This is a genomic window from Pseudomonas sp. GW821-FHT07G10, assembly GCF_059418545.1.
In genome coordinates, this window is record NZ_JBWKQB010000009.1 from 127,197 (window position 1) to 150,020 (window position 22,824).

Annotated in this window: 22 protein-coding genes and 1 other RNA gene; 19 read left to right on the forward strand and 4 right to left on the reverse strand. The window is 58.9% G+C overall.

From position 1 onward, the window contains the following. Positions 1 to 202: 202 nt before the first annotated feature. The 5 genes from petA (at position 203) to AC07O1_RS13115 (ending at position 3,988) form a co-directional block, all read left to right on the forward strand. Positions 203 to 796: a ubiquinol-cytochrome c reductase iron-sulfur subunit gene (petA, locus tag AC07O1_RS13095; RefSeq protein ID WP_494991851.1), complete on the forward strand. Its 594-nt coding sequence runs from the start codon at positions 203 to 205 to the stop codon at positions 794 to 796. After that, on the forward strand, positions 796 to 2,007 hold the full coding sequence (locus AC07O1_RS13100; RefSeq protein WP_494991852.1) for a cytochrome b: 1,212 nt from the start codon (positions 796 to 798) through the stop codon (positions 2,005 to 2,007). The genes petA and AC07O1_RS13100 overlap by 1 nt, the downstream gene beginning before the upstream one ends. Then, positions 2,007 to 2,789 carry a cytochrome c1 gene (locus AC07O1_RS13105; RefSeq protein WP_494991853.1) on the forward strand — a complete coding sequence of 261 codons (783 nt, stop codon included), beginning with the start codon at positions 2,007 to 2,009 and terminating at the stop codon, positions 2,787 to 2,789. Before AC07O1_RS13100 ends, AC07O1_RS13105 begins: the two co-directional genes overlap by 1 nt. Positions 2,790 to 2,940: 151 nt before the next feature. Beyond that, positions 2,941 to 3,558 carry a glutathione S-transferase N-terminal domain-containing protein gene (locus tag AC07O1_RS13110; protein ID WP_494991854.1) on the forward strand — a complete coding sequence of 206 codons (618 nt, stop codon included), beginning with the start codon at positions 2,941 to 2,943 and terminating at the stop codon, positions 3,556 to 3,558. 16 nt (positions 3,559 to 3,574) lie between these two features. Next, on the forward strand, positions 3,575 to 3,988 hold the full coding sequence (locus AC07O1_RS13115; protein ID WP_495011170.1) for a ClpXP protease specificity-enhancing factor: 414 nt from the start codon (positions 3,575 to 3,577) through the stop codon (positions 3,986 to 3,988). Between the two features lie 157 nt (positions 3,989 to 4,145). Here AC07O1_RS13115 and AC07O1_RS13120 read toward each other — a convergent pair whose 3' ends face one another. The 4 genes from AC07O1_RS13120 to AC07O1_RS13135 form a co-directional block, all read right to left on the reverse strand. Further along, positions 4,146 to 4,724 carry a BON domain-containing protein gene (locus AC07O1_RS13120; protein ID WP_495089034.1) on the reverse strand — a complete coding sequence of 193 codons (579 nt, stop codon included), beginning with the start codon at positions 4,722 to 4,724 and terminating at the stop codon, positions 4,146 to 4,148. Continuing rightward, the gene (locus AC07O1_RS13125; RefSeq protein WP_007904374.1) at positions 4,721 to 5,314 is read right to left on the reverse strand and encodes a phosphoheptose isomerase; all 594 of its coding nucleotides are present in this window, start codon (positions 5,312 to 5,314) and stop codon (positions 4,721 to 4,723) included. The genes AC07O1_RS13120 and AC07O1_RS13125 overlap by 4 nt, the downstream gene beginning before the upstream one ends. Before the next feature lie 107 nt (positions 5,315 to 5,421). Next, positions 5,422 to 5,793 carry a YraN family protein gene (locus AC07O1_RS13130; protein ID WP_494991857.1) on the reverse strand — a complete coding sequence of 124 codons (372 nt, stop codon included), beginning with the start codon at positions 5,791 to 5,793 and terminating at the stop codon, positions 5,422 to 5,424. Beyond that, a complete protein-coding gene (locus AC07O1_RS13135; RefSeq protein ID WP_495089035.1) occupies positions 5,793 to 7,604 on the reverse strand; it encodes a penicillin-binding protein activator in 1,812 nt (603 codons plus the stop codon). Before AC07O1_RS13135 ends, AC07O1_RS13130 begins: the two co-directional genes overlap by 1 nt. Before the next feature lie 219 nt (positions 7,605 to 7,823). Here AC07O1_RS13135 and rsmI point away from each other — a divergent pair, with 219 nt between their 5' ends. From rsmI to AC07O1_RS13205, 14 genes are all read left to right on the forward strand, one after another. Continuing rightward, complete coding sequence (gene rsmI / locus AC07O1_RS13140; protein WP_495089036.1) at positions 7,824 to 8,696, forward strand: 16S rRNA (cytidine(1402)-2'-O)-methyltransferase; 873 nt, start codon at positions 7,824 to 7,826, stop codon at positions 8,694 to 8,696. A gap of 74 nt (positions 8,697 to 8,770) precedes the next feature. Beyond that, positions 8,771 to 9,124: RNase P RNA component class A (gene rnpB, locus AC07O1_RS13145), an RNA gene on the forward strand. A gap of 309 nt (positions 9,125 to 9,433) precedes the next feature. Then, complete coding sequence (gene mraZ, locus AC07O1_RS13150) at positions 9,434 to 9,889, forward strand: division/cell wall cluster transcriptional repressor MraZ (protein ID WP_493136269.1); 456 nt, start codon at positions 9,434 to 9,436, stop codon at positions 9,887 to 9,889. Next, positions 9,886 to 10,833 (forward strand): 16S rRNA (cytosine(1402)-N(4))-methyltransferase RsmH, encoded by a 948-nt coding sequence (gene rsmH, locus AC07O1_RS13155; protein ID WP_494991860.1) that lies wholly within the window; start codon positions 9,886 to 9,888, stop codon positions 10,831 to 10,833. The genes mraZ and rsmH overlap by 4 nt, the downstream gene beginning before the upstream one ends. Continuing rightward, positions 10,830 to 11,123 (forward strand): cell division protein FtsL, encoded by a 294-nt coding sequence (gene ftsL / locus AC07O1_RS13160; RefSeq protein ID WP_494991861.1) that lies wholly within the window; start codon positions 10,830 to 10,832, stop codon positions 11,121 to 11,123. Before rsmH ends, ftsL begins: the two co-directional genes overlap by 4 nt. Beyond that, positions 11,123 to 12,862 carry a peptidoglycan D,D-transpeptidase FtsI family protein gene (locus AC07O1_RS13165; RefSeq protein ID WP_494992139.1) on the forward strand — a complete coding sequence of 580 codons (1,740 nt, stop codon included), beginning with the start codon at positions 11,123 to 11,125 and terminating at the stop codon, positions 12,860 to 12,862. The genes ftsL and AC07O1_RS13165 overlap by 1 nt, the downstream gene beginning before the upstream one ends. Then, entirely contained in the window at positions 12,862 to 14,325 is a 1,464-nt protein-coding gene (locus AC07O1_RS13170) for a UDP-N-acetylmuramoyl-L-alanyl-D-glutamate--2,6-diaminopimelate ligase (protein WP_494991862.1), read from the forward strand. Before AC07O1_RS13165 ends, AC07O1_RS13170 begins: the two co-directional genes overlap by 1 nt. Then, positions 14,318 to 15,685, forward strand: a complete 1,368-nt coding sequence (locus AC07O1_RS13175) for a UDP-N-acetylmuramoyl-tripeptide--D-alanyl-D-alanine ligase (RefSeq protein ID WP_494991863.1) — start codon at positions 14,318 to 14,320, stop codon at positions 15,683 to 15,685. The genes AC07O1_RS13170 and AC07O1_RS13175 overlap by 8 nt, the downstream gene beginning before the upstream one ends. Beyond that, the gene (mraY, locus tag AC07O1_RS13180) at positions 15,685 to 16,767 is read left to right on the forward strand and encodes a phospho-N-acetylmuramoyl-pentapeptide-transferase (RefSeq protein WP_494991864.1); all 1,083 of its coding nucleotides are present in this window, start codon (positions 15,685 to 15,687) and stop codon (positions 16,765 to 16,767) included. The genes AC07O1_RS13175 and mraY overlap by 1 nt, the downstream gene beginning before the upstream one ends. Before the next feature lie 5 nt (positions 16,768 to 16,772). Continuing rightward, positions 16,773 to 18,119, forward strand: a complete 1,347-nt coding sequence (gene murD / locus AC07O1_RS13185; protein WP_494991865.1) for a UDP-N-acetylmuramoyl-L-alanine--D-glutamate ligase — start codon at positions 16,773 to 16,775, stop codon at positions 18,117 to 18,119. Beyond that, positions 18,116 to 19,333, forward strand: a complete 1,218-nt coding sequence (ftsW, locus tag AC07O1_RS13190; protein WP_494991866.1) for a putative lipid II flippase FtsW — start codon at positions 18,116 to 18,118, stop codon at positions 19,331 to 19,333. Before murD ends, ftsW begins: the two co-directional genes overlap by 4 nt. Further along, positions 19,323 to 20,393, forward strand: a complete 1,071-nt coding sequence (gene murG / locus AC07O1_RS13195; protein ID WP_494991867.1) for an undecaprenyldiphospho-muramoylpentapeptide beta-N-acetylglucosaminyltransferase — start codon at positions 19,323 to 19,325, stop codon at positions 20,391 to 20,393. The genes ftsW and murG overlap by 11 nt, the downstream gene beginning before the upstream one ends. A 13-nt stretch (positions 20,394 to 20,406) precedes the next feature. Further along, positions 20,407 to 21,846, forward strand: coding sequence for a UDP-N-acetylmuramate--L-alanine ligase (murC, locus tag AC07O1_RS13200; protein WP_494992140.1), 1,440 nt, complete (start codon positions 20,407 to 20,409; stop codon positions 21,844 to 21,846). Next, on the forward strand, positions 21,843 to 22,823 hold the full coding sequence (locus AC07O1_RS13205; RefSeq protein ID WP_495011166.1) for a D-alanine--D-alanine ligase: 981 nt from the start codon (positions 21,843 to 21,845) through the stop codon (positions 22,821 to 22,823). Before murC ends, AC07O1_RS13205 begins: the two co-directional genes overlap by 4 nt. Position 22,824: the final 1 nt, after the last annotated feature.

A 22,824-nucleotide genomic window follows, 5' to 3' on the forward strand; every position in this document is an offset into this window, starting at 1 on the left:
TTATGGGCGATGTTTTTTAGTGTGACAACTTGCCACATCCGTAGACCCCCTATACTACAAGGCTTGCCGCTGGGGCAGGATGGTAATTACCTTGTCAGAATAGGGGCTTTTCTTTACCATTCTGCAAAATTTTTATAAGTTCAGATTTTTACTTAGTAGATGCCTGATTTAACAGGCCACAAAGCTGATGGGAGAGGACTGAATGAGCAATGACGGCGTGAATGCAGGCCGGCGTCGCTTCCTTGTAGCAGCCACATCCGTTGTGGGTGCTGCAGGAGCGGTGGGGGCTGCGGTCCCGTTCGTGGGGTCGTGGTTTCCCAGTGCCAAGGCGAAAGCCGCAGGTGCACCGGTGAAAGTGAATATCAGCAAGATCGATCCAGGCCAGCAGATGATTGCTGAGTGGCGCGGTCAGCCGGTATTCATCGTCCGCCGTACCGAGGAAATCCTTGGGAATCTTAAAAAGATCGAGGGGCAGCTGGTTGACCCGACCTCCAAGAACTCTACGCAACCGACCTATGTCGACCCGCAAACGCGGTCGATCAAGCCAGAAGTTCTGCTGCTGATCGGTATCTGCACACACCTGGGCTGTTCACCGACCTTCCGTCCGGAAGTGGCGCCAGCGGATCTGGGTAAGGATTGGGTGGGTGGCTATTTCTGCCCTTGCCACGGTTCTCACTACGATCTGGCCGGCCGCGTCTACAAGTCGCAACCTGCGCCGCTGAATCTGCCAGTACCACCGCATTCCTATGAGTCGGACAGCGTCGTTGTTATTGGCGTCGATACGGAGAAGGCGTGATGAGCAAATTCATGGATTGGATTGATGCACGCTTTCCCGCAACCAAAATGTGGGAAGACCACCTCAGCAAGTACTACGCCCCGAAGAACTTCAACTTCTTCTATTTCTTTGGCTCCCTGGCACTGCTGGTTCTGGTTAACCAGATCGTTACCGGTGTCTGGCTGACCATGAGCTACAACCCATCGGCAGAAGAAGCATTTGCTTCCGTCGAATACATCATGCGCGACGTCGAGTATGGCTCGATCCTGCGTCTGCTGCACTCCACCGGCGCTTCGGCGTTCTTTATCGTGGTCTATCTGCACATGTTCCGTGGCTTGCTCTACGGTTCGTATCAGAAGCCGCGTGAGCTGGTGTGGGTATTTGGCATGCTGATCTACCTGGCACTGATGGCTGAAGCCTTCATGGGCTACCTGCTGCCTTGGGGCCAGATGTCGTACTGGGGTGCTCAGGTGATCATCTCGCTGTTCGGTGCGATCCCGGTCATCGGCAACGACCTGACCCAGTGGATTCGTGGCGACTACCTGATTTCGGGTATTACCCTGAACCGCTTCTTCGCCCTGCACGTTGTCGCCTTGCCGATCGTGATTCTCGGTCTGGTTGTGCTGCACGTTCTGGCACTGCACGAAGTCGGTTCGAACAACCCTGACGGCGTGGACATCAAGAAGCACAAAGACGAAAACGGCGTACCGCTGGATGGCATTGCTTTCCACCCGTACTACACCGTGAAAGATATCGTCGGCGTGGTGGTGTTCCTGTTCATCTTCTGCTCGATCGTGTTCTTCTTCCCGGAAATGGGCGGCTACTTCCTCGAGAAGCCGAACTTCGAAGTGGCTAACGCCTTCAAGACCCCGGAACACATTGCGCCGGTTTGGTACTTCACGCCGTTCTACGCGATCCTGCGTGCGATTCCCGACAAGCTCCTGGGCGTTGTCGCCATGGGTGCTTCGATTGCCTTGCTGTTCGTCCTGCCCTGGCTCGATCGTAGTCCGGTCAAGTCCATGCGCTACAAGGGCTGGCTGAGCAGGATCTGGTTGTGGGTCTTCTGCATCGCCTTCGTGATTCTTGGCTGGCTGGGTGTCATGGCGCCAACTCCGGAACGTACGTTGCTGTCGCAGGTATGTACCTTCCTGTACTTCGCCTACTTCATTCTGATGCCGTTCTACACCAGGCTCGAGAAGACCAAACCGGTTCCGGAAAGGGTGACTGGCTGATGAAAAAGCTATTTGCTGTACTGATTCTTGCTGCTATGCCTGTATTGTCCTTCGCAGCCGAGCATGGTGGTCCTGAGCTGGAAAAGGTCGATATCGACGTCTCCGACAAGGCTGCAATGCAGGATGGCGCGCGTACGTTCGCCAACTACTGCATGGGGTGCCACAGTGCCAAGTTCCAGCGCTATGAGCGCGTCGCCGACGATCTGGGTATTCCTCATGATCTGATGCTCAAGAACCTGGTGCTCACTGGCGCCAAGATCGGTGACCACATGAGCACTGGCATGCAGCCTGCTGACGCAAAAGCCTGGTTCGGTGCGGCTCCGCCCGATCTGACCCTGGTGGCTCGCGTTCGTGGTACTGACTGGCTCTACGGCTACCTGCGTTCTTTCTACGAAGATCCGGCACGTCCTTGGGGTGTGAACAACAAGGTATTCCCGAATGTCGGTATGCCTAACGTTCTGGCGGGGCTGCAAGGCCGTCAGGTCGTAGGCTGCAAACAAGTTCAAATCGTCGAAAACGGCAAGAAGCAATTCGATCCGCTGACTGGTACGCCTTTGACTCATGAAGCGTGCGATCAGCTGACGGTATTGCCGAAAACCGGCACACTGAACCAAGAGCAGTTCGACGAGAAGGTCAAGAATCTGGTGACCTTCCTGGCCTATTCGGCCAACCCGGTGAAGCTGCAGCATCAGCGCATCGGTACGTACGTGTTACTCTACCTGGCCTTCTTCTTCGTATTTGCTTATCTGCTCAAGCGCGAATACTGGAAGGACGTTCATTGATAGAGCTGTAAGTAATTGCTGTTAATCGTGCGCGCCCAGGGGCGTCTCTAAACGTGTAACGTGTCTGGATCATCCAGGCGTTACGGGAGGCGCCCTTTGGGCGCGCTCGTTTTTCTGCTCCCGATAATTTCTACAAGCGAGGAGGACCGCCATGGGCGTGACCAATCGGTTGGCCTGTTACTCCGACCCCGCCGACCACTATTCCCACCGGGTACGCATCGTGCTCGCAGAGAAGGGTGTCAGCGCCGAGATCATTTCTGTAGAGGCGGGACGTCATCCGCCAAAGCTGATCGAGGTGAACCCTTACGGCAGCTTGCCCACCCTGGTCGATCGCGATCTGGCGTTGTGGGAGTCAACCGTGGTGATGGAATATCTGGATGAGCGTTACCCACATCCGCCATTGCTGCCGGTTTATCCGGTGGCACGTGCCAATAGCCGTTTGCTGATTCATCGCATTCAGCGCGATTGGTGTGGGCTGGTGGATCTGATTCTGGATCCGCGCAGTAAAGAAGCCGCTCGCGTACAGGCTCGTAAAGAGTTGCGCGAAAGCCTCACCGGTGTTTCGCCACTGTTCGCCGACAAGCCGTTTTTCCTCAGTGAGGAACAAAGTCTGGTCGATTGCTGCCTATTGCCAATACTCTGGCGTTTACCGATTCTAGGTATTGAATTGCCGCGGCCAGCCAAGCCGCTGCTTGACTATATGGAGCGTCAGTTTGCGCGTGAGGCTTTCCAGGCGAGTCTGTCTGGTGTCGAACGCGATATGCGCTAAGGCTTAAGGAGCCGCTATGAACTCCAGTCGACCTTATTTGGTCCGCGCGCTCTATGAGTGGATTGTGGACAACGATTGCACCCCGCACATACTGGTCAATTCCGAGTACCCGTCAGTGCAGGTGCCTCAGGGCTTTGCCAGTGACGGACAGATTGTCCTGAACGTATCGCCCAGTGCTGTGAGGCATTTGCACATGGATAACGATGCGGTCAGCTTCGAAGGGCGTTTCGGCGGTGTGCCGCACACGCTTTACGTGCCTATAGCCGCCATCCTGGGCATTTATGCTCGCGAGAACGGCCAAGGCATGGTCTTCGATCTGGAATCGTCTATAGAGGACGATGACGAGGTTGAGCCGGATGATGACGGTTCGCCACCTGACAGCGAGCCACCGCGTCCAAGCGGTCGGCCAAGCCTGAAAGTGGTCAAGTAATAAAAAAGGCGATCCGCAAGGATCGCCTTTTTTATTACTGTAGGAGCACGGCTTGCCGGCGATGGCGATCTTCAGGACGCTATCGCCGGCAAGCCGTGCTCCTACAGGGTGATGGCGATCTCAAGGACGTCATCGCCAGCAAGTCGGTGCGCAGATATCAGTCGATGTACTCGAACAACTTCACGATCTTCTGCACGCCGGAAACGCCCTGCACCAGGTTGGTGGCCTGGGCGGCTTCCTGTTTGGTTACCAGTCCCAGCAGATAGACGATGCCATTCTCGGTCACGACTTTGATGCGCGAGCCAGGAATGCTGGCGTCGGTGAGCATCTGGGTCTTGATCTTGGTCGTCAGCCAGGTGTCGTTCTGGCGCGCCAGGAGCGAGGAGGGCTGCAGAATTTGCAGCTCGTTGTGCACCGTCTTCACACGCTGGACAGAGCTGGCGGCTTGTTCGGCCTGGGCCTTGAGGTCGGCGCGCGGAGTCTGTCCGGCCAGCAGGACGACGCCGTTGAAGCTGGTGACGACGATGTGCGAGTTGTTGTCCAGCTCCGGATTGGCCTTGGCGACGTTCACGCCGACCTTGGTTTCGATCAAGGTATCGTCGATCTTGCTGCCGATGGTGCGGGTGCCGCGATCATCTTCAATGGGTTTTTCGCGGCTGGCGCTAACCATCGTGGTGCAGCCGCTGATGCTCAGGCATAGAGTCAAGGCCAGTAGGCCGAGGCGATTAGGGGTCATTCTTCACTCCCGAACAGTTGGCTGTCGATCAAGTCGCAAAGGCAGTGGATCGCCAGCAGGTGGACTTCCTGAATACGTGCAGTGACATTGGCCGGTACGCGGATTTCGACGTCTTCAGGCAAGAGCAGCGAGGCCATGCCGCCGCCATCGCGTCCCGTCAATGCTACGACAATCATTTCGCGATCGTGTGCGGCCTGGATCGCTTGAATAATGTTCGCCGAGTTGCCGCTGGTAGAAATCGCCAGCAAAACATCGCCAGGTTGGCCGAGGGCGCGGATCTGTTTTGAGAATATTTCGTTGTAGCTATAGTCGTTGGCGATCGAGGTGATCGTCGAGCTGTCGGTGGTCAGTGCGATGGCTGGCAGGCTTGGGCGCTCGCGCTCGAAGCGGTTGAGCAGTTCGGAGGAGAAATGCTGTGCGTCGCCCGCAGAGCCGCCGTTTCCGCAAGAGAGCATTTTGCCTTCGTTGAGCAGGGCGTTGACCATCACCTGGCTGGCTTGCTCGATGTGCGGTGCAAGTACGTCCATCGCCTGTTGCTTGGTATCGATACTGGCCTGAAAAAGCTGGCGAATACGGGATTGCATGTCCATCTGTGTGACCTTAAGTAGCGCGGCTTTCCGGCACATGAATGTGCAGCCCGCAAAGCAAAGAGCAAAATTGTTCAGTGAAAGTGTTCGGCTCGGCTTGAGCGCTTCGATCAGCTGTCAAAGGCATTCCGTAGCCAGTTCAAATGAGGTGCTGCGCCGGTGGTGCTGTCTATTGCGACCACATCGAAACGGCAGGGGTGATTGGCCCAGCGCGACTCGCGCAGCAAAAAATACTGCGCAGCGAGTATCAGCTTCTGGCGCTTGCGTGCATCGATGCTGCCGAGTGCGCCACCCCATTGCGTGTGTTGTCTATAGCGGACTTCAACGAATACTACTGTATCGCCGTCAAGCATGACCAGATCAAGCTCGCCGCGTTTGCACAACCAGTTCTGCGCCAGCAGGCGCAGACCTTGTTGCTGGAGATGCTTGAGCGCCTGGCTTTCCGCATCTTTTCCGCTTTGTTGGCGTGACCTGTCAGGCATCAGCGTGGGGTATCCGGCAGGCGTTGAACCTGGCCGCTGACGAACTGGGCCCAGGGCAGCTGGCGCTGAACGCGCTGTGTCCGGCTCATGCTCAGGCTCCCTGACAGCCCTTCAATGCGGCTGTCTGGCAGTGCCTTGAGCTGACCCAGGCGCGGCGCGAGGCGATAGGCATCGACGCCCATTGCGTACAGGCGACCCAGGCTGCCGCCGGCTTGTGGCCATTGTGCAGTCACTTGCTTGCGCAGTGGATCGTTGGCATCCAGCAGCCATGGTGTTTCGCAGAAGCGCACACCATTCATGTCGTTGTACTGGTTTTGATCGCCGCTGGCGCTGAATACGTGCGAGGTGGCGTAAACCGGCACGTCACCTGCGTACTGGAAGTTCAGGGTCGGCTTGATCTGTTGGGCTTGCTGCGGGGTAGTGGCGAGGAAAATGAAATCGATGTCCTGGCGACGCGAAGGTTGTGCGGTCACCTGCGAACCTACAGTGTTTTGCAGGCTCTTGGCGCGACCTTCACTCTGACGCAGCTGGAACAGGTCGGCAATCTGCTGGGCCAGAGCAACCGGCTGGTCGACGTGTTCGACGCCGATCACGGTACCGCCGTTGGCTTCCCAATCCTGGCGGAAGGCTTTGAGTACGCGATCACCCCATTCACCTTTCGGCACCATGGCGGCAGCGCGATGCAGGCCGTCGGCGCGGGCGCGGCGAGACACTTCGCGGGCTTCATCTTCGGCGGCAAGGCCGAACTGGAACAGCTGCGCCGGTCCTTGTTCGCTTTCGCTGTAGTTCAGAGCCAGAGTGGTGATCGGCAGTTGCGCACGAGCGCTGAGTTGTTTGACCAGCGGTTTTTCCAGCGGGCCGATCACCAGTTGCACGCCGTCGGCCTGCGCCTTGCGATAGAAATCGTCCAGCGAGGTCAGGCGCGAACTGTCATAAAACTCGATGCTTGGCGGTTTCTGCCCGGCTTGTTGAGCCTGGTAGTGAGCAGCCACGAAGCCTTCGCGCAGCGCTTTGCCGACCGAGGCCAGCGGGCCGTCCTGTGGCAACAGCAGGGCGATTTTGCTCAGTGGTTGGCTGACCAGTTCCTTGAGCTTGGTCAATGGCAGTGGCAGTTGAATGGCGGCAGGGTGATTAGGGTGCTGCGCGCGCCATTTATCGATGGCGGCTTGTTGTTGTTCCAGAGTGCCGGCGTTTTTCACTGCCAGGGCCAGGCTCATCCAGCCACCGAGATCGTCATTGCTGGTGGGTTGCAATTGTTCGGCAGGCAGGGCGGCAATCAGGGCCCAGATCGTTTCGTGGTTTTTACTGGCGGCATCGCCGCTGAGCAACGGGGCGATGAGGGTGCGTTCCCGCGCGGCGGCCAGGGTCTGGCCATCAGCCTCAAGCGCGAGAACGTGTACGCTGTCGGTGCGGATCTGTTGCTCGACCGGCAACTCGCCCAGACGCTGCAGACTTGGGTGGCCCAAAGCTGCCAGCGCCGCCTTGGGCTGGTTGCGGGTCATGGCCAGTTCGGCCGCCAGGGTGCTGGCGAAAACCTGTTGACCAGGCTTGAGTTGTTCCAGCGGGACTTGCGCAAGAATCTGCGCAGCCTGACCGGCCTTGTTTTGGTGATAGGCCAGGTCCGCCGCGCTCAAGCGCAGCAAGGCGGCTTTCTCGGGCGTTTTGTTGGCGGCGGCCTGTTCGAGCAACTGCTCGATACTGGCTTCCGGAGTTCGTGGAAGTTCGCCAAGGCTGGACGAGGGCGAGCTGGCGCAAGCCGCCAGCAGGGCAGCGAGGCAGAGGGCAGAGAACAGCCGCAGGCAAGCGATCATGTAAGTGTTCCTGATACTCGATCAAATTAGCGTGGAATTGTACCCAAGCACTGGCCGGGGCGCGATGTTACTGGCGTTAAACCGTTAAATTAGGTCGTGTAAATGTTGCAGGACTTCGGGAAAGACTGAAAAACGCAGGTCTACAAGGTGTCTGTGGAGCGCATTGCGAAGGCCTCAACAGGCTACAATGGCGCTTTTACCGATCAAGAGGTGTGCGCTTTGACTGCTCCAGGTGCTTTGAATTCCGCTGCTGGCTCGCTTTATGTGGTGGCGACGCCCATCGGCAACCTGGACGATATCAGTGCGCGGGCGCTGAAAATATTGCGCGAGGTGGCGTTGATTGCCGCCGAAGACACGCGTCATTCCTTGCGGCTGATGCAGCACTTCGGTATTTCGACACCGCTGGCGGCGTGTCATGAGCACAATGAACGCGACGAAGGCAGTCGTTTTATTACTCGATTGCTGGCCGGCGACAACGTGGCGCTGATTTCCGACGCGGGTACGCCGCTGATTTCCGATCCCGGCTACCATCTGGTTCGTCAGGCCCGGGCTGCCGGTATCAATGTGGTGCCTGTGCCGGGCGCCTGCGCGCTGATCGCCGCCTTGTCTGCGGCAGGTTTACCCTCTGATCGTTTTATCTTTGAGGGTTTTCTGCCGGCCAAGGCTGTGGGGCGTCGCGCTCGCCTGGAGCTCTTGAAGGAAGAGTCGCGCACACTGATTTTCTACGAAGCCCCGCACCGGATTCTTGAGTGCCTGCAGGATATGGAGCTGGTATTTGGCGCTGGGCGTCTGGCGTTGCTGGCTCGGGAGTTGACCAAAACCTTCGAGACACTCAAGGGTTTGCCGCTGGCGGACTTGCGGGCTTTTGTCGAAGGCGACAGCAATCAGCAGCGCGGTGAGTGCGTTGTGCTGGTGGAGGGGTGGTCCACGCCGGTAAGCGACGAGGCGGTCAGTAGCGAGGCGATGCGCATTCTCGATTTGTTGCTAAAAGAGATGCCGCTCAAACGAGCTGCGGCATTGGCGGCGGAAATTACCGGCGAGCGCAAAAATGTCTTGTATCAGGTTGCCCTGGACAAGCAGAAAGGCGAGTAGGTCGCAGGTCGCGGAGTGGCAAAAGGCTTTTAGCGCTTGTTCTTGAGCGGTTCTGCCGTTAATCTTTGCGACGGAGAGTCGATTGGACAGTCGCTGCCCTCTATGAAAATTAGGGGGGGGAGGAAAGTCCGGGCTCCATAGGGCGGAGTGCCAGGTAATGCCTGGGAGGCGTGAGCCTACGGAAAGTGCCACAGAAAATAACCGCCTAAGCACTTCGGTGCCGGTAAGGGTGAAAAGGTGCGGTAAGAGCGCACCGCACGACTGGCAACAGTTCGTGGCTAGGTAAACCCCACTCGGAGCAAGACCAAATAGGGTTCCAAGGCGTGGCCCGCGCTGGAACCGGGTAGGTTGCTAAAGATGTCCAGTGATGGCCATCGTAGACGAATGACTGTCCTCGACAGAACCCGGCTTACAGATCGACTCTCCACCTTTTTCCCTCCCTGCTTGGATCCATAGCAGAAGCGCTTTTGTAATACCAAAAAAATCTTACTCTTAACAAATCACTTTAACTTCTGATCGTAGCTTTATGAGCTGGTTGAAGTTAACGAGTTAAAACATCCGCCAAATTCTTTCTACCCCTCCCTTTAGTCTCCTAAATCTCCGATCTGTAAGGCTTTTCCGTCACTCCGCGCCTTGACGGTGTGGTGGGCGCATTCCTATAGTGTGCGCAAGTGGCGGAAAGTGGCATGAAGTGGGTTTTTTGAGCGCAAAACGCTAATATTTGGAGAAACGCTGACGTGTTTCGCGGAGCCAACGCTATCAGTCTCGATGCAAAAGGCCGTCTCGCCATGCCGAGCCGGTATCGTGACGAGCTCGTTTCGCGAAGTTCCGGGCAATTAATCGTCACCATCGATGCCGTTGATCCTTGTTTATGCGTTTATCCCCTCGATGAGTGGGAGCTGATTGAAACCAAACTGCGCGCACTGCCTTCGCTGCGCGAAGAAAACCGTCGCTTGCAACGTTTGCTGATCGGTAATGCCGTCGACCTCGAGCTTGATGGCAGTGGTCGTTTTCTGGTTCCGCCACGTTTGCGCGAATATGCCAGGTTGGATAAGCGCGCAATGCTGGTTGGCCAACTGAACAAGTTCCAATTGTGGGACGAGGATGCCTGGGACGCCGTTTCTGCTGCGGACCTGGCTGCCATTCAACAACCGGGCGCCATGCCTGATGAACTGCGTGATTTGATCCTGTGACTATTGATAGCGGCTTTAACCACATCACCGTACTGCTTGACGAAGCCGTCGAGGCTCTCGCCGTACGTCCTGATGGCTGCTATCTGGACGGCACGTTCGGGCGCGGCGGGCATAGTCGCCTGATACTCAGCCAGCTCGGCCCCGATGGTCGAGTGCTGGGATTCGACAAAGATCCTCAAGCGATTGCCACAGGGCAAGCGCTGGCGGCCGAAGACGGCCGCTTTGTCATTGTGCAGCGCAGCTTTGCCGAGATGGGTTCGGAAATTGCCGATCGCGGTCTGGCCGGCAAGATCAACGGCGTTCTGCTCGACCTGGGCGTTTCCTCGCCACAACTCGATGATCCAGAGCGTGGCTTCAGCTTCATGAACGATGGCCCGCTGGACATGCGCATGGACCCGAGTCGCGGTGTCAGCGCAGCCGAGTTTATCGCCACGGCCGCGGCGGAAGAAATCGCCCGGGTGTTCAAGGAATATGGTGAAGAACGTTTCTCCGGGCGCATGGCGCGCGCGGTCGTCGAGCGTCGTGTAATCAAGCCGTTCGAACGTACCGGCGATCTGGCCGAAGTCCTGAAAGTTGCCAATCCGGCCTGGGAAAAGGGCAAGCACCCGGCTACCCGGGCGTTCCAGGGTTTGCGCATTCACGTCAATAACGAGTTGGGCGATCTGGAAACCGGCCTTGAAGCCGCGCTGGAAGCCCTTGAAGTGGGCGGCCGTCTGGTCGTTATCAGCTTCCACTCGCTGGAAGACCGCATCGTCAAACTGTTCATGCGTCGTCTGGTCAAGGGCGAAGCCGATAACCTGCCGCGTAACCTGCCGGTGCGTTTCGAAACCTTCGTGCCAAAAATCAAGATCCATGGCAAGGCGCAGTTCGCTTCCGAGGCCGAGCTCAAGGCCAACCCACGCGCTCGTAGCGCTGTCATGCGCGTCGCGGAGAAGCTTCGGTGAGCAAGCTCTTCGCCAAACCGCTTCCAGGCGGAAGCTTTTTCATGCTGCTGCTGTTTATAGGCGTGTTGGTGTCCGCGATTGCGGTGTCTTACAGCGCCCACTGGAACCGTCAACTGCTCAACGCCCTCTACAACGAGTTGAGCGTGCGCGACAAGGCGCAAGCCGAGTGGGGCCGGTTGATTCTTGAACAGAGCACCTGGACCGCCCACAGCCGGATCGAAGTGCTGGCCTCCGAACAGCTGAAGATGCGAATTCCTGGCGCGGCTGAAGTCCGTATGGTGGCGCCATGATGAAACTCGAAGGCGCCCTTTATCCATGGCGCTTCCGCGTGGTGCTGGGTTTGCTGGCAGTGATGGTGTCGGCGATTGCCTGGCGCATCATTGACCTGCAAGTCGTTGACCGTGACTTCCTCAAGGGGCAGGGGGATGCGCGCAGCGTTCGTCATATTCCGATTCCAGCCCACCGCGGTCTGATTACCGACCGTAACGGTGAACCTCTGGCTGTCAGTACGCCGGTGACCACCCTGTGGGCCAACGCCAAGGAAATGCAACTGGCCAAGGACAAGTGGCCAGAATTGGCGGCTGCGATGGGGCAGGATCCCAAAGCGCTGAGCGAACGCCTCGAGGCGCAGGCCAATAAAGAATTTATCTATCTGGTGCGTGGTTTGACCCCCGAGCAGGGTCAGGCCGTGCTTGATTTGAAAGTGCCTGGTGTTTATGGCATCGAAGAGTTCCGGCGTTTCTACCCGGCCGGTGAGGTCACCGCGCACATGGTCGGCTTTACCGACATTGATGACCACGGCCGCGAAGGTGTCGAGCTGGCTTATGATGAGTGGCTGGCCGGTGTGGCGGGCAAGCGCCAGGTCATCAAGGACCGGCGCGGCAGACTGATCCAGGATGTCCAGGTCACCAAAAACGCCAAGGCTGGTAAGCCCTTGGCGTTGTCAATTGACCTGCGCCTGCAATATCTGGCCAACCGCGAACTGCGTAATGCCATTGTGGAAAACGGAGCCAAGGCCGGAAGCCTGGTGATCATGGATGTAAAGTCCGGCGAGATCCTGGCCATGGTCAACCAGCCCACTTACAACCCGAACAATCGTCGCAACCTGCAACCGATCATGATGCGTAACCGCGCCATGATCGATGTGTTCGAACCGGGATCGACCATGAAGCCGATCTCCATGAGTGCAGCCCTGGAAACCGGGCGCTGGAAACCCAGCGATACGGTCGAGGTCTACCCAGGTACGTTGCAGCTTGGCAAGTACACCATTCGCGACGTTTCCAAGACTGAAGGGCCGGTACTCGATCTGACCGGCATTCTGATCAACTCCAGTAACGTGGGCATGAGCAAGGTTGCCTTCGATATTGGCGGTGAAGCGATTTTCCGCCTGATGCAGAAGGTCGGCCTCGGTCAGGACACCGGTCTGGGGTTTCCGGGAGAGCGCGTCGGTAACCTGCCGAACTATCGGGATTGGAAAAAGGCCGAGACGGCCACGTTGTCCTACGGCTACGGCTTGTCGGTGACTGCGATCCAGCTGGTTCACGCCTTCTCGGCGTTGGCCAACAACGGGCGGATTGCACCGCTGACCCTGATCAAGACTGACAAGGCTCCAGAAACAACCCAAGTGATTCCGGAGAAAGTCGCCAAAACCATGCAAGGCATGTTGCAGCAAGTGATTGAAGCGCCGCGTGGCGTGTTCCGCGCACAAGTGCCGGCTTATCACGTGGCCGGCAAGAGTGGTACCGCACGTAAGACTTCGGTTGGCACCAAGGGCTATGCCGAGAATTCATACCGTTCGCTGTTCGCTGGCTTCGGTCCGATGAGCGACCCGCGTTACGCGATCGTGGTGGTCATCGATGAGCCAAGCAAGGCCGGTTACTTCGGTGGTCTGGTTTCTGCGCCGGTGTTCAGCAAAGTGATGTCCGGGACCCTGCGCTTGATGAATATTTCACCGGATAACCTGCCGCCTGTGCAACAAGCGAATGCAGCACCAGCTAATGCAGCACCAGCTAAAGGAGGGCGCGGTTAATGTCTCTTAGCCTGAACAAGATTTTTGCCCACGCCGGTCGTGATCTGTTGATTCGCGAGCTGACGCTCGATAGCCGCAATGTTCGCGCAGGCGACCTGTTTCTCGCGGTCCCTGGCGGTAAAGTGGATGGCCGTGCACACATTGTCGACGCCTTGCAGCGCGGTGCGGCGGCCGTGGCCTATGAAGTCGACGGCGCTACTGTTCTGCCTATTACCGATGTGCCGCTGATTCCGGTCAAAGGCCTGGCGGCGCAGCTGTCGGATATCGCCGGGCGTTTCTATGGTGACCCGAGCCGCAACCTGAATCTGGTCGGTGTGACCGGTACCAACGGTAAAACCAGTGTGACCCAATTGGTTGCGCAGGCACTGGACTTGCTCGGCCAGCATTGCGGCATCGTCGGCACATTGGGTACCGGTTTTTACGGTGCGCTGCAAAGTGGCCTGCACACCACGCCCAATCCGATTGCCGTGCAGGCGACCCTGGCGGACCTGAAAAAGGCGGGTGCGAAAGCCGTGGCGATGGAAGTCTCCTCCCATGGTCTGGATCAAGGCCGCGTCACCGCTCTGGCGTTCGATGTGGCGGTGATGACCAACCTGTCCCGGGATCACCTGGATTATCACGGGACCATGGATGCCTACGCCGACGCCAAGGCCAAGCTGTTCGGCTGGGCTGATCTGAGCTGCCGGGTGATCAATCTCGACGACGATTTTGGTCGGCAACTGGCCGCCGAAAAACATGAGTCACGCCTGATCAGCTACAGCCTGGAAAATTCCAGCGCTTACCTGTATTGCCGTGAAGCGCAGTTCGACGACGAAGGCGTGCGCGCCACATTGGTCACACCTCAGGGCGAACACCATTTGCGCAGCACCTTGCTCGGTCGTTTCAACCTGAGCAACGTGTTGGCGGCTGTCGGCGCCTTGCTCGGTCTGGACTACGCGCTGGACGAGATCCTGCAAGTGCTGCCGAAACTCGAAGGCCCGGCCGGTCGCATGCAGCGCCTGGGTGGCGGCACTCAGCCGCTGGTAGTGGTCGATTACGCCCACACCCCGGACGCGCTGGAAAAAGTTCTGACGGCCCTGCGTCCTCATGCCAAGGGCAAGTTGCTGTGCCTGTTCGGTTGCGGTGGTGATCGCGACCGCGGCAAGCGCCCGTTGATGGCGCAAATAGTCGAGCGTCTGGCGGACGGTGTATTGGTCACCGACGACAATCCGCGCACCGAAGCTCCCTCGAGAATTTTCGACGATATCCGCGTCGGTTTCAGCGCTGTGGATAAAGTCACATTCGTGGCCGGTCGCGGCCAGGCCATTGCCCAACTGATAGCCAGTGCGTCGGCCGACGATGTGATCGTTCTGGCCGGTAAAGGTCATGAGGACTATCAGGAAATCAACGGCGTGCGCCATGACTTCTCTGATCTGGTGGAGGCCGACCGCGCCTTGACCGCATGGGAGGTGGCCCATGCTTAAAGCCTTGAAGTTGAGCGAAGTGGCCGGCCCGTTGGCCGGCCGTGTGCTGACTGCCGATTGCAATTTCGATGGCGTCAGCATCGACAGTCGGGCGATCAAGCCGGGCCAGTTGTTTGTCGCCCTGACCGGGCCGCGTTTCGATGGTCATGACTACCTGAACGACGTTGCCAGCAAAGGCGCGGTCGCAGCTCTGGTCGAGCGTGAAGTGGCGAACAGCACATTGCCGCAACTGCTGGTCAAGGATACTCGTCAGGCCTTGGGCGAACTCGGCGCGCTGAACCGCGCTGCGTATTCGAACCCGGTCGCGGCAATCACCGGCTCCAGTGGCAAAACCACGGTCAAGGAAATGCTCGCAAGCATCCTGCGCACGCGCGGGCCGGTACTGGCGACCCGTGGCAACCTGAACAATGACCTCGGCGTTCCGCTGACCTTGCTCGAGCTGGCCGCGGAACACACTGCGGCAGTCATCGAACTCGGTGCTTCGCGTATCGGCGAGATTGCCTACACCGTCGGCATGACCAAACCGCATGTGGCCGTGATCAACAACGCCGGGACTGCCCACGTCGGCGAATTCGGCGGGCCGGAAAAAATCATTGAAGCCAAGGGCGAGATTCTGGAAGGGCTGGACGCCGATGGCCTCGCCGTTCTGAACCTCGACGACAAGGCTTTTGATATCTGGAAGAAGCGTGCCGCCGGTCGCCAGGTGCTGACCTTTGCCTTGAACGACAGCCGTGCCGATTTCCATGCCAGCGATCTGGATCGTGACGCACGCGGTTGCCCGTCCTTCAAGCTGCACAGCCCGCAAGGTGTCGAGCATGTTCAGCTGAACCTGCTTGGCAACCACAACGTTGCCAATGCCCTTGCGGCGGCAGCGGCTGCCCATGCCTTGGGTGTGTCGCTGATCGGCATCGCCACGGGGTTGAATGCGGTGCAACCGGTCAAGGGCCGTGCCGTCGCGCAACTGGCGACCAACGGCATGCGCGTGATTGATGATTCTTACAACGCGAACCCCACCTCTATGTGCGCTGCCGTTGATATACTTGCCGGCTTTTCCGGACGCACCGTTCTGGTGCTCGGAGATATTGGCGAGTTGGGCGCGTGGGCGGAGCAGGGGCATCGTGACGTTGGCGCTTATGCCGCCGGCAAGGTTTCTGCGCTCTACGCCGTTGGGCCGATGATGGTTCACGCCGTGGCAGCTTTTGGCCAACAGGCTTATCACTTCGCCACTCAGGCCGAGCTGATCGAAGCGCTGGGTGCCGAACACGATACAAACACCACAATTTTGATCAAGGGATCGCGCAGCGCGGTGATGGAAAACGTCGTCGCGGCTTTGTGTGGTTCCAGCGGGGAGAAACATTAATGCTGCTGCTGCTGGCTGAGTATCTGCAACAGTTCTACAAAGGCTTCGCGGTCTTCCAGTACCTGACCCTGCGCGGGATCCTCGGTGTGCTGACCGCGTTGTCGTTGTCGCTGTGGCTGGGGCCATGGATGATCCGCACCTTGCAGAATCGCCAGATCGGTCAGTCGGTGCGTAACGACGGGCCGCAATCGCACCTGTCCAAATCGGGCACGCCGACCATGGGCGGTGCGTTGATCCTTTCCGCAATCGCTGTCAGCACATTGCTCTGGGCTGACCTGGATAACCGTTACGTCTGGGTCGTGCTGCTGGTGACACTGCTGTTCGGCGCGATTGGCTGGGTCGATGACTACCGCAAGGTGATCGAGAAGAACTCTCGTGGTCTGCCAAGTCGCTGGAAGTATTTCTGGCAATCGGTGTTTGGCCTGGGTGCAGCAGTCTTCCTGTATATGACTGCGCCAAGCGCGGTTGAAACCACGCTGATCCTGCCAATGCTCAAAGATGTAAGCATTCCGCTGGGCGTCGGCTTCGTGGTGCTGACCTATTTCGTCATCGTCGGCTCGAGTAATGCGGTCAACCTGACCGATGGTCTCGATGGCCTGGCGATCATGCCGACCGTCATGGTCGGCGGCGCGCTGGGGATCTTCTGCTACCTCTCGGGTAACGTGAAGTTCGCCGAATACCTGCTGATCCCTTATGTACCGGGCGCGGGTGAGCTGATTGTGTTCTGCGGCGCGTTGATCGGTGCCGGCCTTGGGTTCCTCTGGTTCAACACCTACCCGGCACAAGTCTTCATGGGCGACGTCGGTGCGCTGGCGCTGGGTGCGGCGCTGGGCACCATTGCAGTCATCGTCCGTCAGGAAATCGTCCTGTTCATCATGGGCGGCGTGTTCGTGATGGAGACCCTGTCTGTCGTCATTCAGGTTGCTTCCTTCAAGCTGACCGGTCGTCGTGTGTTTCGCATGGCGCCGATTCACCACCACTTTGAACTCAAGGGCTGGCCCGAGCCGCGCGTGATCGTCCGCTTCTGGATCATCACCGTGATTCTGGTCCTGGTCGGCCTTGCCACCCTGAAGCTGAGGTAGAACGAGTGTCTCTGATCGCTTCTGACCACTTCCGCATCGTTGTCGGCCTCGGCAAGAGCGGCATGTCCCTGGTTCGCTTCCTGGCGAGTCGGGGTGTGTCGTTTGCTGTGGCCGATACGCGGGAGAATCCGCCGGAGCTGGTCACGCTGCGCCGTGATTACCCGCACGTGGACGTGCGTTGTGGCGAGCTGGACGTTGAGTTCCTGTGCCGTGCCGACGAGCTCTACGTGAGCCCGGGCCTGGCCTTGGCGACGCCGGCGCTGCAAGCGGCAGCAGCCCGTGGCGTGAAACTTTCCGGTGATATCGAGCTGTTCGCGCGTAACGCGAAAGCGCCGATCGTCGCCATCAGCGGTTCCAACGCGAAAAGCACCGTGACCACGCTGGTGGGTGAAATGGCAGCGGCGGCCGGCAAGCGTGTTGCGGTCGGCGGCAACCTTGGCACGCCAGCGCTGGACCTGCTCAGCGACGACGTCGAGCTGTACGTGTTGGAGCTGTCGAGTTTCCAGCTTGAAACAACAGATCAACTCGGTGCGGAAGTCGCCACCGTATTGAACGTCAGCGAAGACCACATGGACCGCTACAGCGGTCTGCCGGCGTATCACCTGGCCAAACACCGGATCTTCCGTGGTGCCAGGCAGGTTGTAGTTAACCGTCAGGATGCCTTGACCCGTCCGTTGATGGGCGAGGGGCTGCCGTGCTGGACCTTCGGTTTGAGCCAGCCTGACTTCAAGGCTTTCGGTCTGCGTGAAGAGAACGGCGAGAAGTATCTGGCCTTCGAATTCCAGAACCTGATGCCGGTTCGCGAGTTGAAAATTCGTGGCGCTCACAATCAGTCCAACGCCCTGGCGGCCCTGGCCCTGGGGCATGCCGTGGGTCTGCCGTTCGACGCCATGCTGTCGAGCCTGCGCACCTTCGCCGGCCTCGAGCATCGCTGCCAGTGGGTCCGGGACCTGAATGGCGTGAGCTACTACAACGATTCCAAAGCCACTAACGTGGGCGCCGCTTTGGCCGCCATTGAAGGCTTGGGTGCAGACATCGCCGGCAAGTTGGTGCTGATTGCTGGCGGCGATGGCAAGGGGGCGGATTTCAAGGACCTGCGCGCTCCGGTTGCGGCCAACTGCCGTGCCGTGGTGCTGATGGGCCGTGACTCGGAGTTGATTGCCAAGGCGATCGGCGACGAGGTTGCGCTGATTCGCGTCAATTCGCTGATTGAAGCCGTTGAGCGCTGCAAGGCTGTCGCCGAACCGGGCGACGCTGTGTTGCTGTCTCCGGCCTGCGCCAGTTTCGACATGTTCAAGAACTACGAGGAGCGTGGGCACTTGTTCGCCCGGGCCGTGGAGGGCTTGAAATGATCTTCGCGAATATCATCAAGCCGTACCCATCGCCGATCATCACCGGTCGCGGTATCGACCTCGACTTCCCGATGCTTGCCGGTTGTCTGGCGCTGCTCGGTCTTGGCCTGGTCATGATCACATCGGCGTCCTCGGAAGTCGCCGCGGTACAGTCCGGCAACACGCTGTACCACATGATTCGCCACCTTGTTTATCTGGTCCTCGGCCTCGGTGCCTGCGTCGTGACCATGATGATCCCGATTGCAACCTGGCAACGTCTGGGCTGGCTGATGCTGATCGGCGCCTTCGGTTTGCTGGTCATGGTGCTGCTGCCCGGGATCGGTCGTGAGGTTAACGGCTCGATGCGCTGGATTGGTTTCAGCTTCTTCAACGTCCAGCCTTCCGAGATCGCCAAAGTCTTCGTGGTGCTCTACCTGGCCGGTTATCTGGTACGCCGTCAGAAGGAAGTCCGCGAAAGCTGGATGGGCTTCTTCAAACCGTTCATCGTATTGCTGCCTATGGCTGGTCTGCTGCTGATGGAGCCGGACTTCGGGGCCACCGTCGTGATGATGGGCGCCGCAGCGGCGATGCTGTTCCTCGGGGGGGTCGGGCTGTTCCGTTTCACCTTGATGGTGGTGCTGGCGGTGGCTGCGGTGACGATTCTGGTTCAGGCCCAGCCCTACCGTATGGCGCGTCTGATTACCTTTACCGACCCGTGGGCCGACCAGTTCGGTTCCGGCTACCAGTTGACTCAGGCGCTGATCGCTTTCGGGCGTGGTGAATGGTTCGGCGTCGGCCTGGGCAACAGCGTGCAGAAACAGTTCTACCTGCCCGAAGCCCACACTGACTTCGTATTCTCGGTCCTGGCTGAAGAGCTGGGCGTGGTTGGCTCGCTGGCGACCATCGGCCTGTTCGTCTTCGTTTGCATACGTGGCATGTACATCGGGTTGTGGGCAGAAAAGGCCAAGCAATTCTTTGCGGCTTATGTTGCGTACGGCTTGTCGTTCCTGTGGATCGGCCAGTTCCTGATCAACATCGGTGTGAACGTCGGCTTGCTGCCGACCAAAGGTCTGACCTTGCCGTTCCTCAGTTATGGCGGCAGTTCCCTGGTTATTTGCTGCGCCTGCCTCGGTTTGTTGCTGCGTATCGAATGGGAAAGTAGAACTCATTTGGGCAGTGAGGAGATGGAGTTCAACGAGAGCGACTTCGCTGAGGAGCCGACTCATGGGCGCTAATGTGCTGATCATGGCTGGCGGTACAGGCGGGCACGTATTCCCGGCGCTGGCCTGTGCCCGTGAATTCCAGACGCGCGGCTATACCGTGCACTGGCTGGGCACGCCACGCGGGATCGAGAACGAGCTGGTGCCAAACGCCGGTCTTGCCCTGCATCTGATCAACGTCAGCGGCCTGCGCGGCAAAAGTAAATTGTCCTTGCTCAAGGCGCCGTTCGTACTGCTCAAGGCGATCTGGCAGGCGCGCAAGATCATTCGTCAGTTGCAGCCGGTCTGTGTCCTGGGGTTTGGCGGTTATGTCACCGGTCCCGGTGGCGTTGCGGCCAAACTGGCTGGCGTGCCAGTAATCGTTCACGAACAAAATGCCGTCGCTGGTACCGCCAATCGGCTGCTGGTGCCGCTGGCTGCCCGAGTCTGCGAAGCTTTCCCGGATACCTTCGGGGCATCGAACAGCCGCCGGACCACCGGTAACCCGGTGCGTACCGAGCTGTTCCTCGAAACACCGCGCCAGGCTTTAGCCGGACGCAAGGCGCGTTTGCTGATCCTGGGCGGAAGCCTGGGGGCTGAGCCGCTGAACAAACTGTTGCCTGAAGCCCTGGCGCAAGTCTCTGTCGAGCTGCGCCCGGAAGTGTTTCATCAGGCTGGAAAAAATCATGATGAAGTGACCGCCGAGCGCTATCGCGCCGTTGGCGTCAATGCGCAAGTGCAACCCTTCATCAAAGACATGGCCCAAGCCTATGGCTGGGCCGACCTGGTGGTTTGTCGCGCAGGCGCGCTGACCGTCAGTGAACTGGCTGCCGCCGGTCTGCCCTCGTTGCTGGTGCCTTTGCCCCACGCAATCGACGATCACCAGACCCGCAATGCCGATTATTTGGCTCGTGAAGGCGCTGCCTTCCTGATGCCGCAAAGAACGACTGGCGCAGCCGATCTGGCTGCTCGCCTGACAGAGGTTTTGATGCAACCGGAACGACTCAATAGCATGGCGAGCGCTGCCCGTCGCCTGGCCAAACCCGATGCCACCCGTAGCGTGGTCGATATCTGCCTGGAGGTGGCCCGTGGTTGAGAATCAGAAAGCCATGCCTCAACCGGAAATGCGCCGTATCCGTCGTATCCACTTCGTCGGTATCGGTGGCGTCGGTATGTGCGGGATTGCCGAAGTGTTGTTGAACCTGGGCTATGAAGTTTCCGGCTCCGACCTGAAAGCTTCGCCGGTGACCGAGCGTCTCGAGTCTTTCGGTGCGCACATCTATATCGGCCACCGCGCCGAGAACGCGGCGAACGCCGATGTCCTGGTGGTTTCAAGCGCCGTGAACACTTCCAACCCGGAAGTCGCCACTGCTCTGGAGCGCCGGATTCCGGTAGTGCCGCGCGCCGAAATGCTCGCCGAGCTGATGCGTTATCGCCACGGCATCGCCGTTGCCGGTACTCACGGCAAAACCACCACGACCAGCCTGATCGCCTCGGTGTTCGCGGCCGGTGGTCTGGACCCTACCTTCGTCATCGGTGGCCGGCTGAATGCAGCAGGCACCAACGCACAGCTGGGCACCAGCCGTTATCTGATCGCCGAAGCTGATGAAAGCGATGCCAGCTTCCTGCACCTGCAGCCACTGGTAGCGGTCGTCACCAACATCGACGCCGACCATATGGCGACTTATGACGGCGACTTCAACAAACTGAAGAAAACCTTCGTCGAGTTCCTGCACAACCTGCCGTTCTACGGTTTGGCTGTGGTCTGCCTGGACGATCCTGTCGTGCGCGAGATCCTGCCGCAGGTCAAACGCCCGACAGTCACCTACGGCTTCAGCGAAGAAGCCGACGTGCGCGCGATCAATGTTCGCCAGCAAGGCATGCAGACCTTCTTCACCGTGCTGCGTCGTGACCGCGAGCCGCTGGATGTCTCGGTGAACATGCCGGGTAACCACAACGTATTGAACGCCCTGGCAACCATCTGTATCGCCACCGACGAGGGCATCAGCGATGAAGCCATCGTTCAGGGCCTGTCGGGCTTCCAGGGTGTGGGCCGACGCTTCCAGGTGTACGGCGAGCTGCCGGTGGAAGGCGGCAGCGTGATGCTGGTTGACGACTACGGTCACCACCCGACCGAAGTGGCCGCAGTGATCAAAGCCGTGCGCGGTGGCTGGCCGGATCGGCGTCTGGTGATGGTTTACCAGCCGCACCGTTTCAGTCGCACTCGTGACCTGTATGACGATTTCGTGCAGGTGCTGGCTGATGCCAATGTGTTGCTGTTGATGGAAGTCTACCCGGCCGGTGAAGAACCGATTCCAGGTGCCGACAGTCGTCAACTGTGCCACAGCATTCGTCAACGCGGTCAGCTCGACCCGATCTACATCGAGCGTGGCGTCGAACTGGCACCGCTGGTCAAACCGCTGCTGCGTGCCGGCGACATTCTGCTCTGCCAGGGCGCCGGTGATATCGGTGGTCTCGCACCAAAACTATTGATCAGTCCGCTATTTGCGGGTGCCGTTGCCGCTGCCGGTCAGGGGAAGTTGAAATGACTGCTGCCTACGCCAACCTGTTCTCGACGATCGAGCCGAAAGACTTCGGCCGCGTTGCCGTGCTGTTCGGTGGCAAGAGCGCCGAACGCGAGGTTTCGCTCAAATCCGGCAACGCCGTTCTCGATGCATTGCAAAGCGCGGGTGTGAACGCCTTCGGCATCGATGTCGGTGATGATTTTCTGCAACGTTTGCTGAGCGAGAAAATCGACCGCGCCTTCATCATTCTCCACGGTCGTGGCGGTGAAGACGGCAGTATGCAGGGCCTGCTCGAATGCCTGGGCATTCCTTACACCGGCAGCGGCATCCTCGCCTCGGCGCTGGCCATGGACAAGCTGCGGACCAAGCAGGTCTGGCACAGCCTGGGTATTCCTACGCCGCGTCACGCGGTACTGAGCAGCGAAGCCGACTGTATTTTGGCGGCGACGGAACTGGGCTTCCCTTTGATCGTCAAACCGGCCCATGAAGGTTCAAGTATCGGTATGGCCAAAGTGAATTCCACGCCCGAGTTGATCGACGCCTGGAAAGCGGCCAGTACCTACGATTCGCAAGTGTTGGTCGAGCAATGGATTCAAGGTCCGGAGTTCACCATCGCCACCCTGCGTGACCAGGTGTTGCCACCGATCGCCCTGGGCACGACCCACAGTTTCTACGACTACGACGCCAAGTATGTGGCTAGCGATACCCAGTACCGGATCCCGTGCGGCCTCGATAGCGCAAAAGAACAAGAACTCATGGACCTCACGGCAAAAGCCTGTGAGGCGTTGGGTATTGCCGGTTGGGGACGGGCTGACGTGATGCAGGACGCCGAAGGGCAGTTCTGGTTTCTGGAAGTCAACACTGCACCGGGTATGACCGACCACAGTCTGGTCCCAATGGCAGCCCGTGCTGCCGGCCTGGATTTCCAGCAGTTGGTGTTGGCGATTCTGGCTGCAAGTGTTGCCAGTAACGCTGCCGGTAACAAAGAGCCGCGAGGTTAAG

Excerpts from the sequence above, each read along its gene's own strand:
- AC07O1_RS13135 (WP_495089035.1), bottom strand. The coding sequence starts at position 7,604 with ATGATCGCTTGCCTGCGGCTGTTCTCTGCCCTCTGCCTCGCTGCCCTG.
- AC07O1_RS13110 (WP_494991854.1), top strand. The coding sequence starts at position 2,941 with ATGGGCGTGACCAATCGGTTGGCCTGTTACTCCGACCCCGCCGACCAC.
- ftsW (WP_494991866.1), top strand. The coding sequence starts at position 18,116 with ATGATCTTCGCGAATATCATCAAGCCGTACCCATCGCCGATCATCACC.
- AC07O1_RS13205 (WP_495011166.1), top strand. The coding sequence starts at position 21,843 with ATGACTGCTGCCTACGCCAACCTGTTCTCGACGATCGAGCCGAAAGAC.
- AC07O1_RS13130 (WP_494991857.1), bottom strand. The coding sequence starts at position 5,793 with ATGCCTGACAGGTCACGCCAACAAAGCGGAAAAGATGCGGAAAGCCAG.
- AC07O1_RS13115 (WP_495011170.1), top strand. The coding sequence starts at position 3,575 with ATGAACTCCAGTCGACCTTATTTGGTCCGCGCGCTCTATGAGTGGATT.
- murG (WP_494991867.1), top strand. The coding sequence starts at position 19,323 with ATGGGCGCTAATGTGCTGATCATGGCTGGCGGTACAGGCGGGCACGTA.
- murC (WP_494992140.1), top strand. The coding sequence starts at position 20,407 with ATGCCTCAACCGGAAATGCGCCGTATCCGTCGTATCCACTTCGTCGGT.
- AC07O1_RS13125 (WP_007904374.1), bottom strand. The coding sequence starts at position 5,314 with ATGGACATGCAATCCCGTATTCGCCAGCTTTTTCAGGCCAGTATCGAT.
- AC07O1_RS13120 (WP_495089034.1), bottom strand. The coding sequence starts at position 4,724 with ATGACCCCTAATCGCCTCGGCCTACTGGCCTTGACTCTATGCCTGAGC.
- petA (WP_494991851.1), top strand. The coding sequence starts at position 203 with ATGAGCAATGACGGCGTGAATGCAGGCCGGCGTCGCTTCCTTGTAGCA.
- AC07O1_RS13100 (WP_494991852.1), top strand. The coding sequence starts at position 796 with ATGAGCAAATTCATGGATTGGATTGATGCACGCTTTCCCGCAACCAAA.
- AC07O1_RS13165 (WP_494992139.1), top strand. The coding sequence starts at position 11,123 with ATGAAACTCGAAGGCGCCCTTTATCCATGGCGCTTCCGCGTGGTGCTG.
- AC07O1_RS13105 (WP_494991853.1), top strand. The coding sequence starts at position 2,007 with ATGAAAAAGCTATTTGCTGTACTGATTCTTGCTGCTATGCCTGTATTG.
- AC07O1_RS13175 (WP_494991863.1), top strand. The coding sequence starts at position 14,318 with ATGCTTAAAGCCTTGAAGTTGAGCGAAGTGGCCGGCCCGTTGGCCGGC.
- mraY (WP_494991864.1), top strand. The coding sequence starts at position 15,685 with ATGCTGCTGCTGCTGGCTGAGTATCTGCAACAGTTCTACAAAGGCTTC.
- AC07O1_RS13170 (WP_494991862.1), top strand. The coding sequence starts at position 12,862 with ATGTCTCTTAGCCTGAACAAGATTTTTGCCCACGCCGGTCGTGATCTG.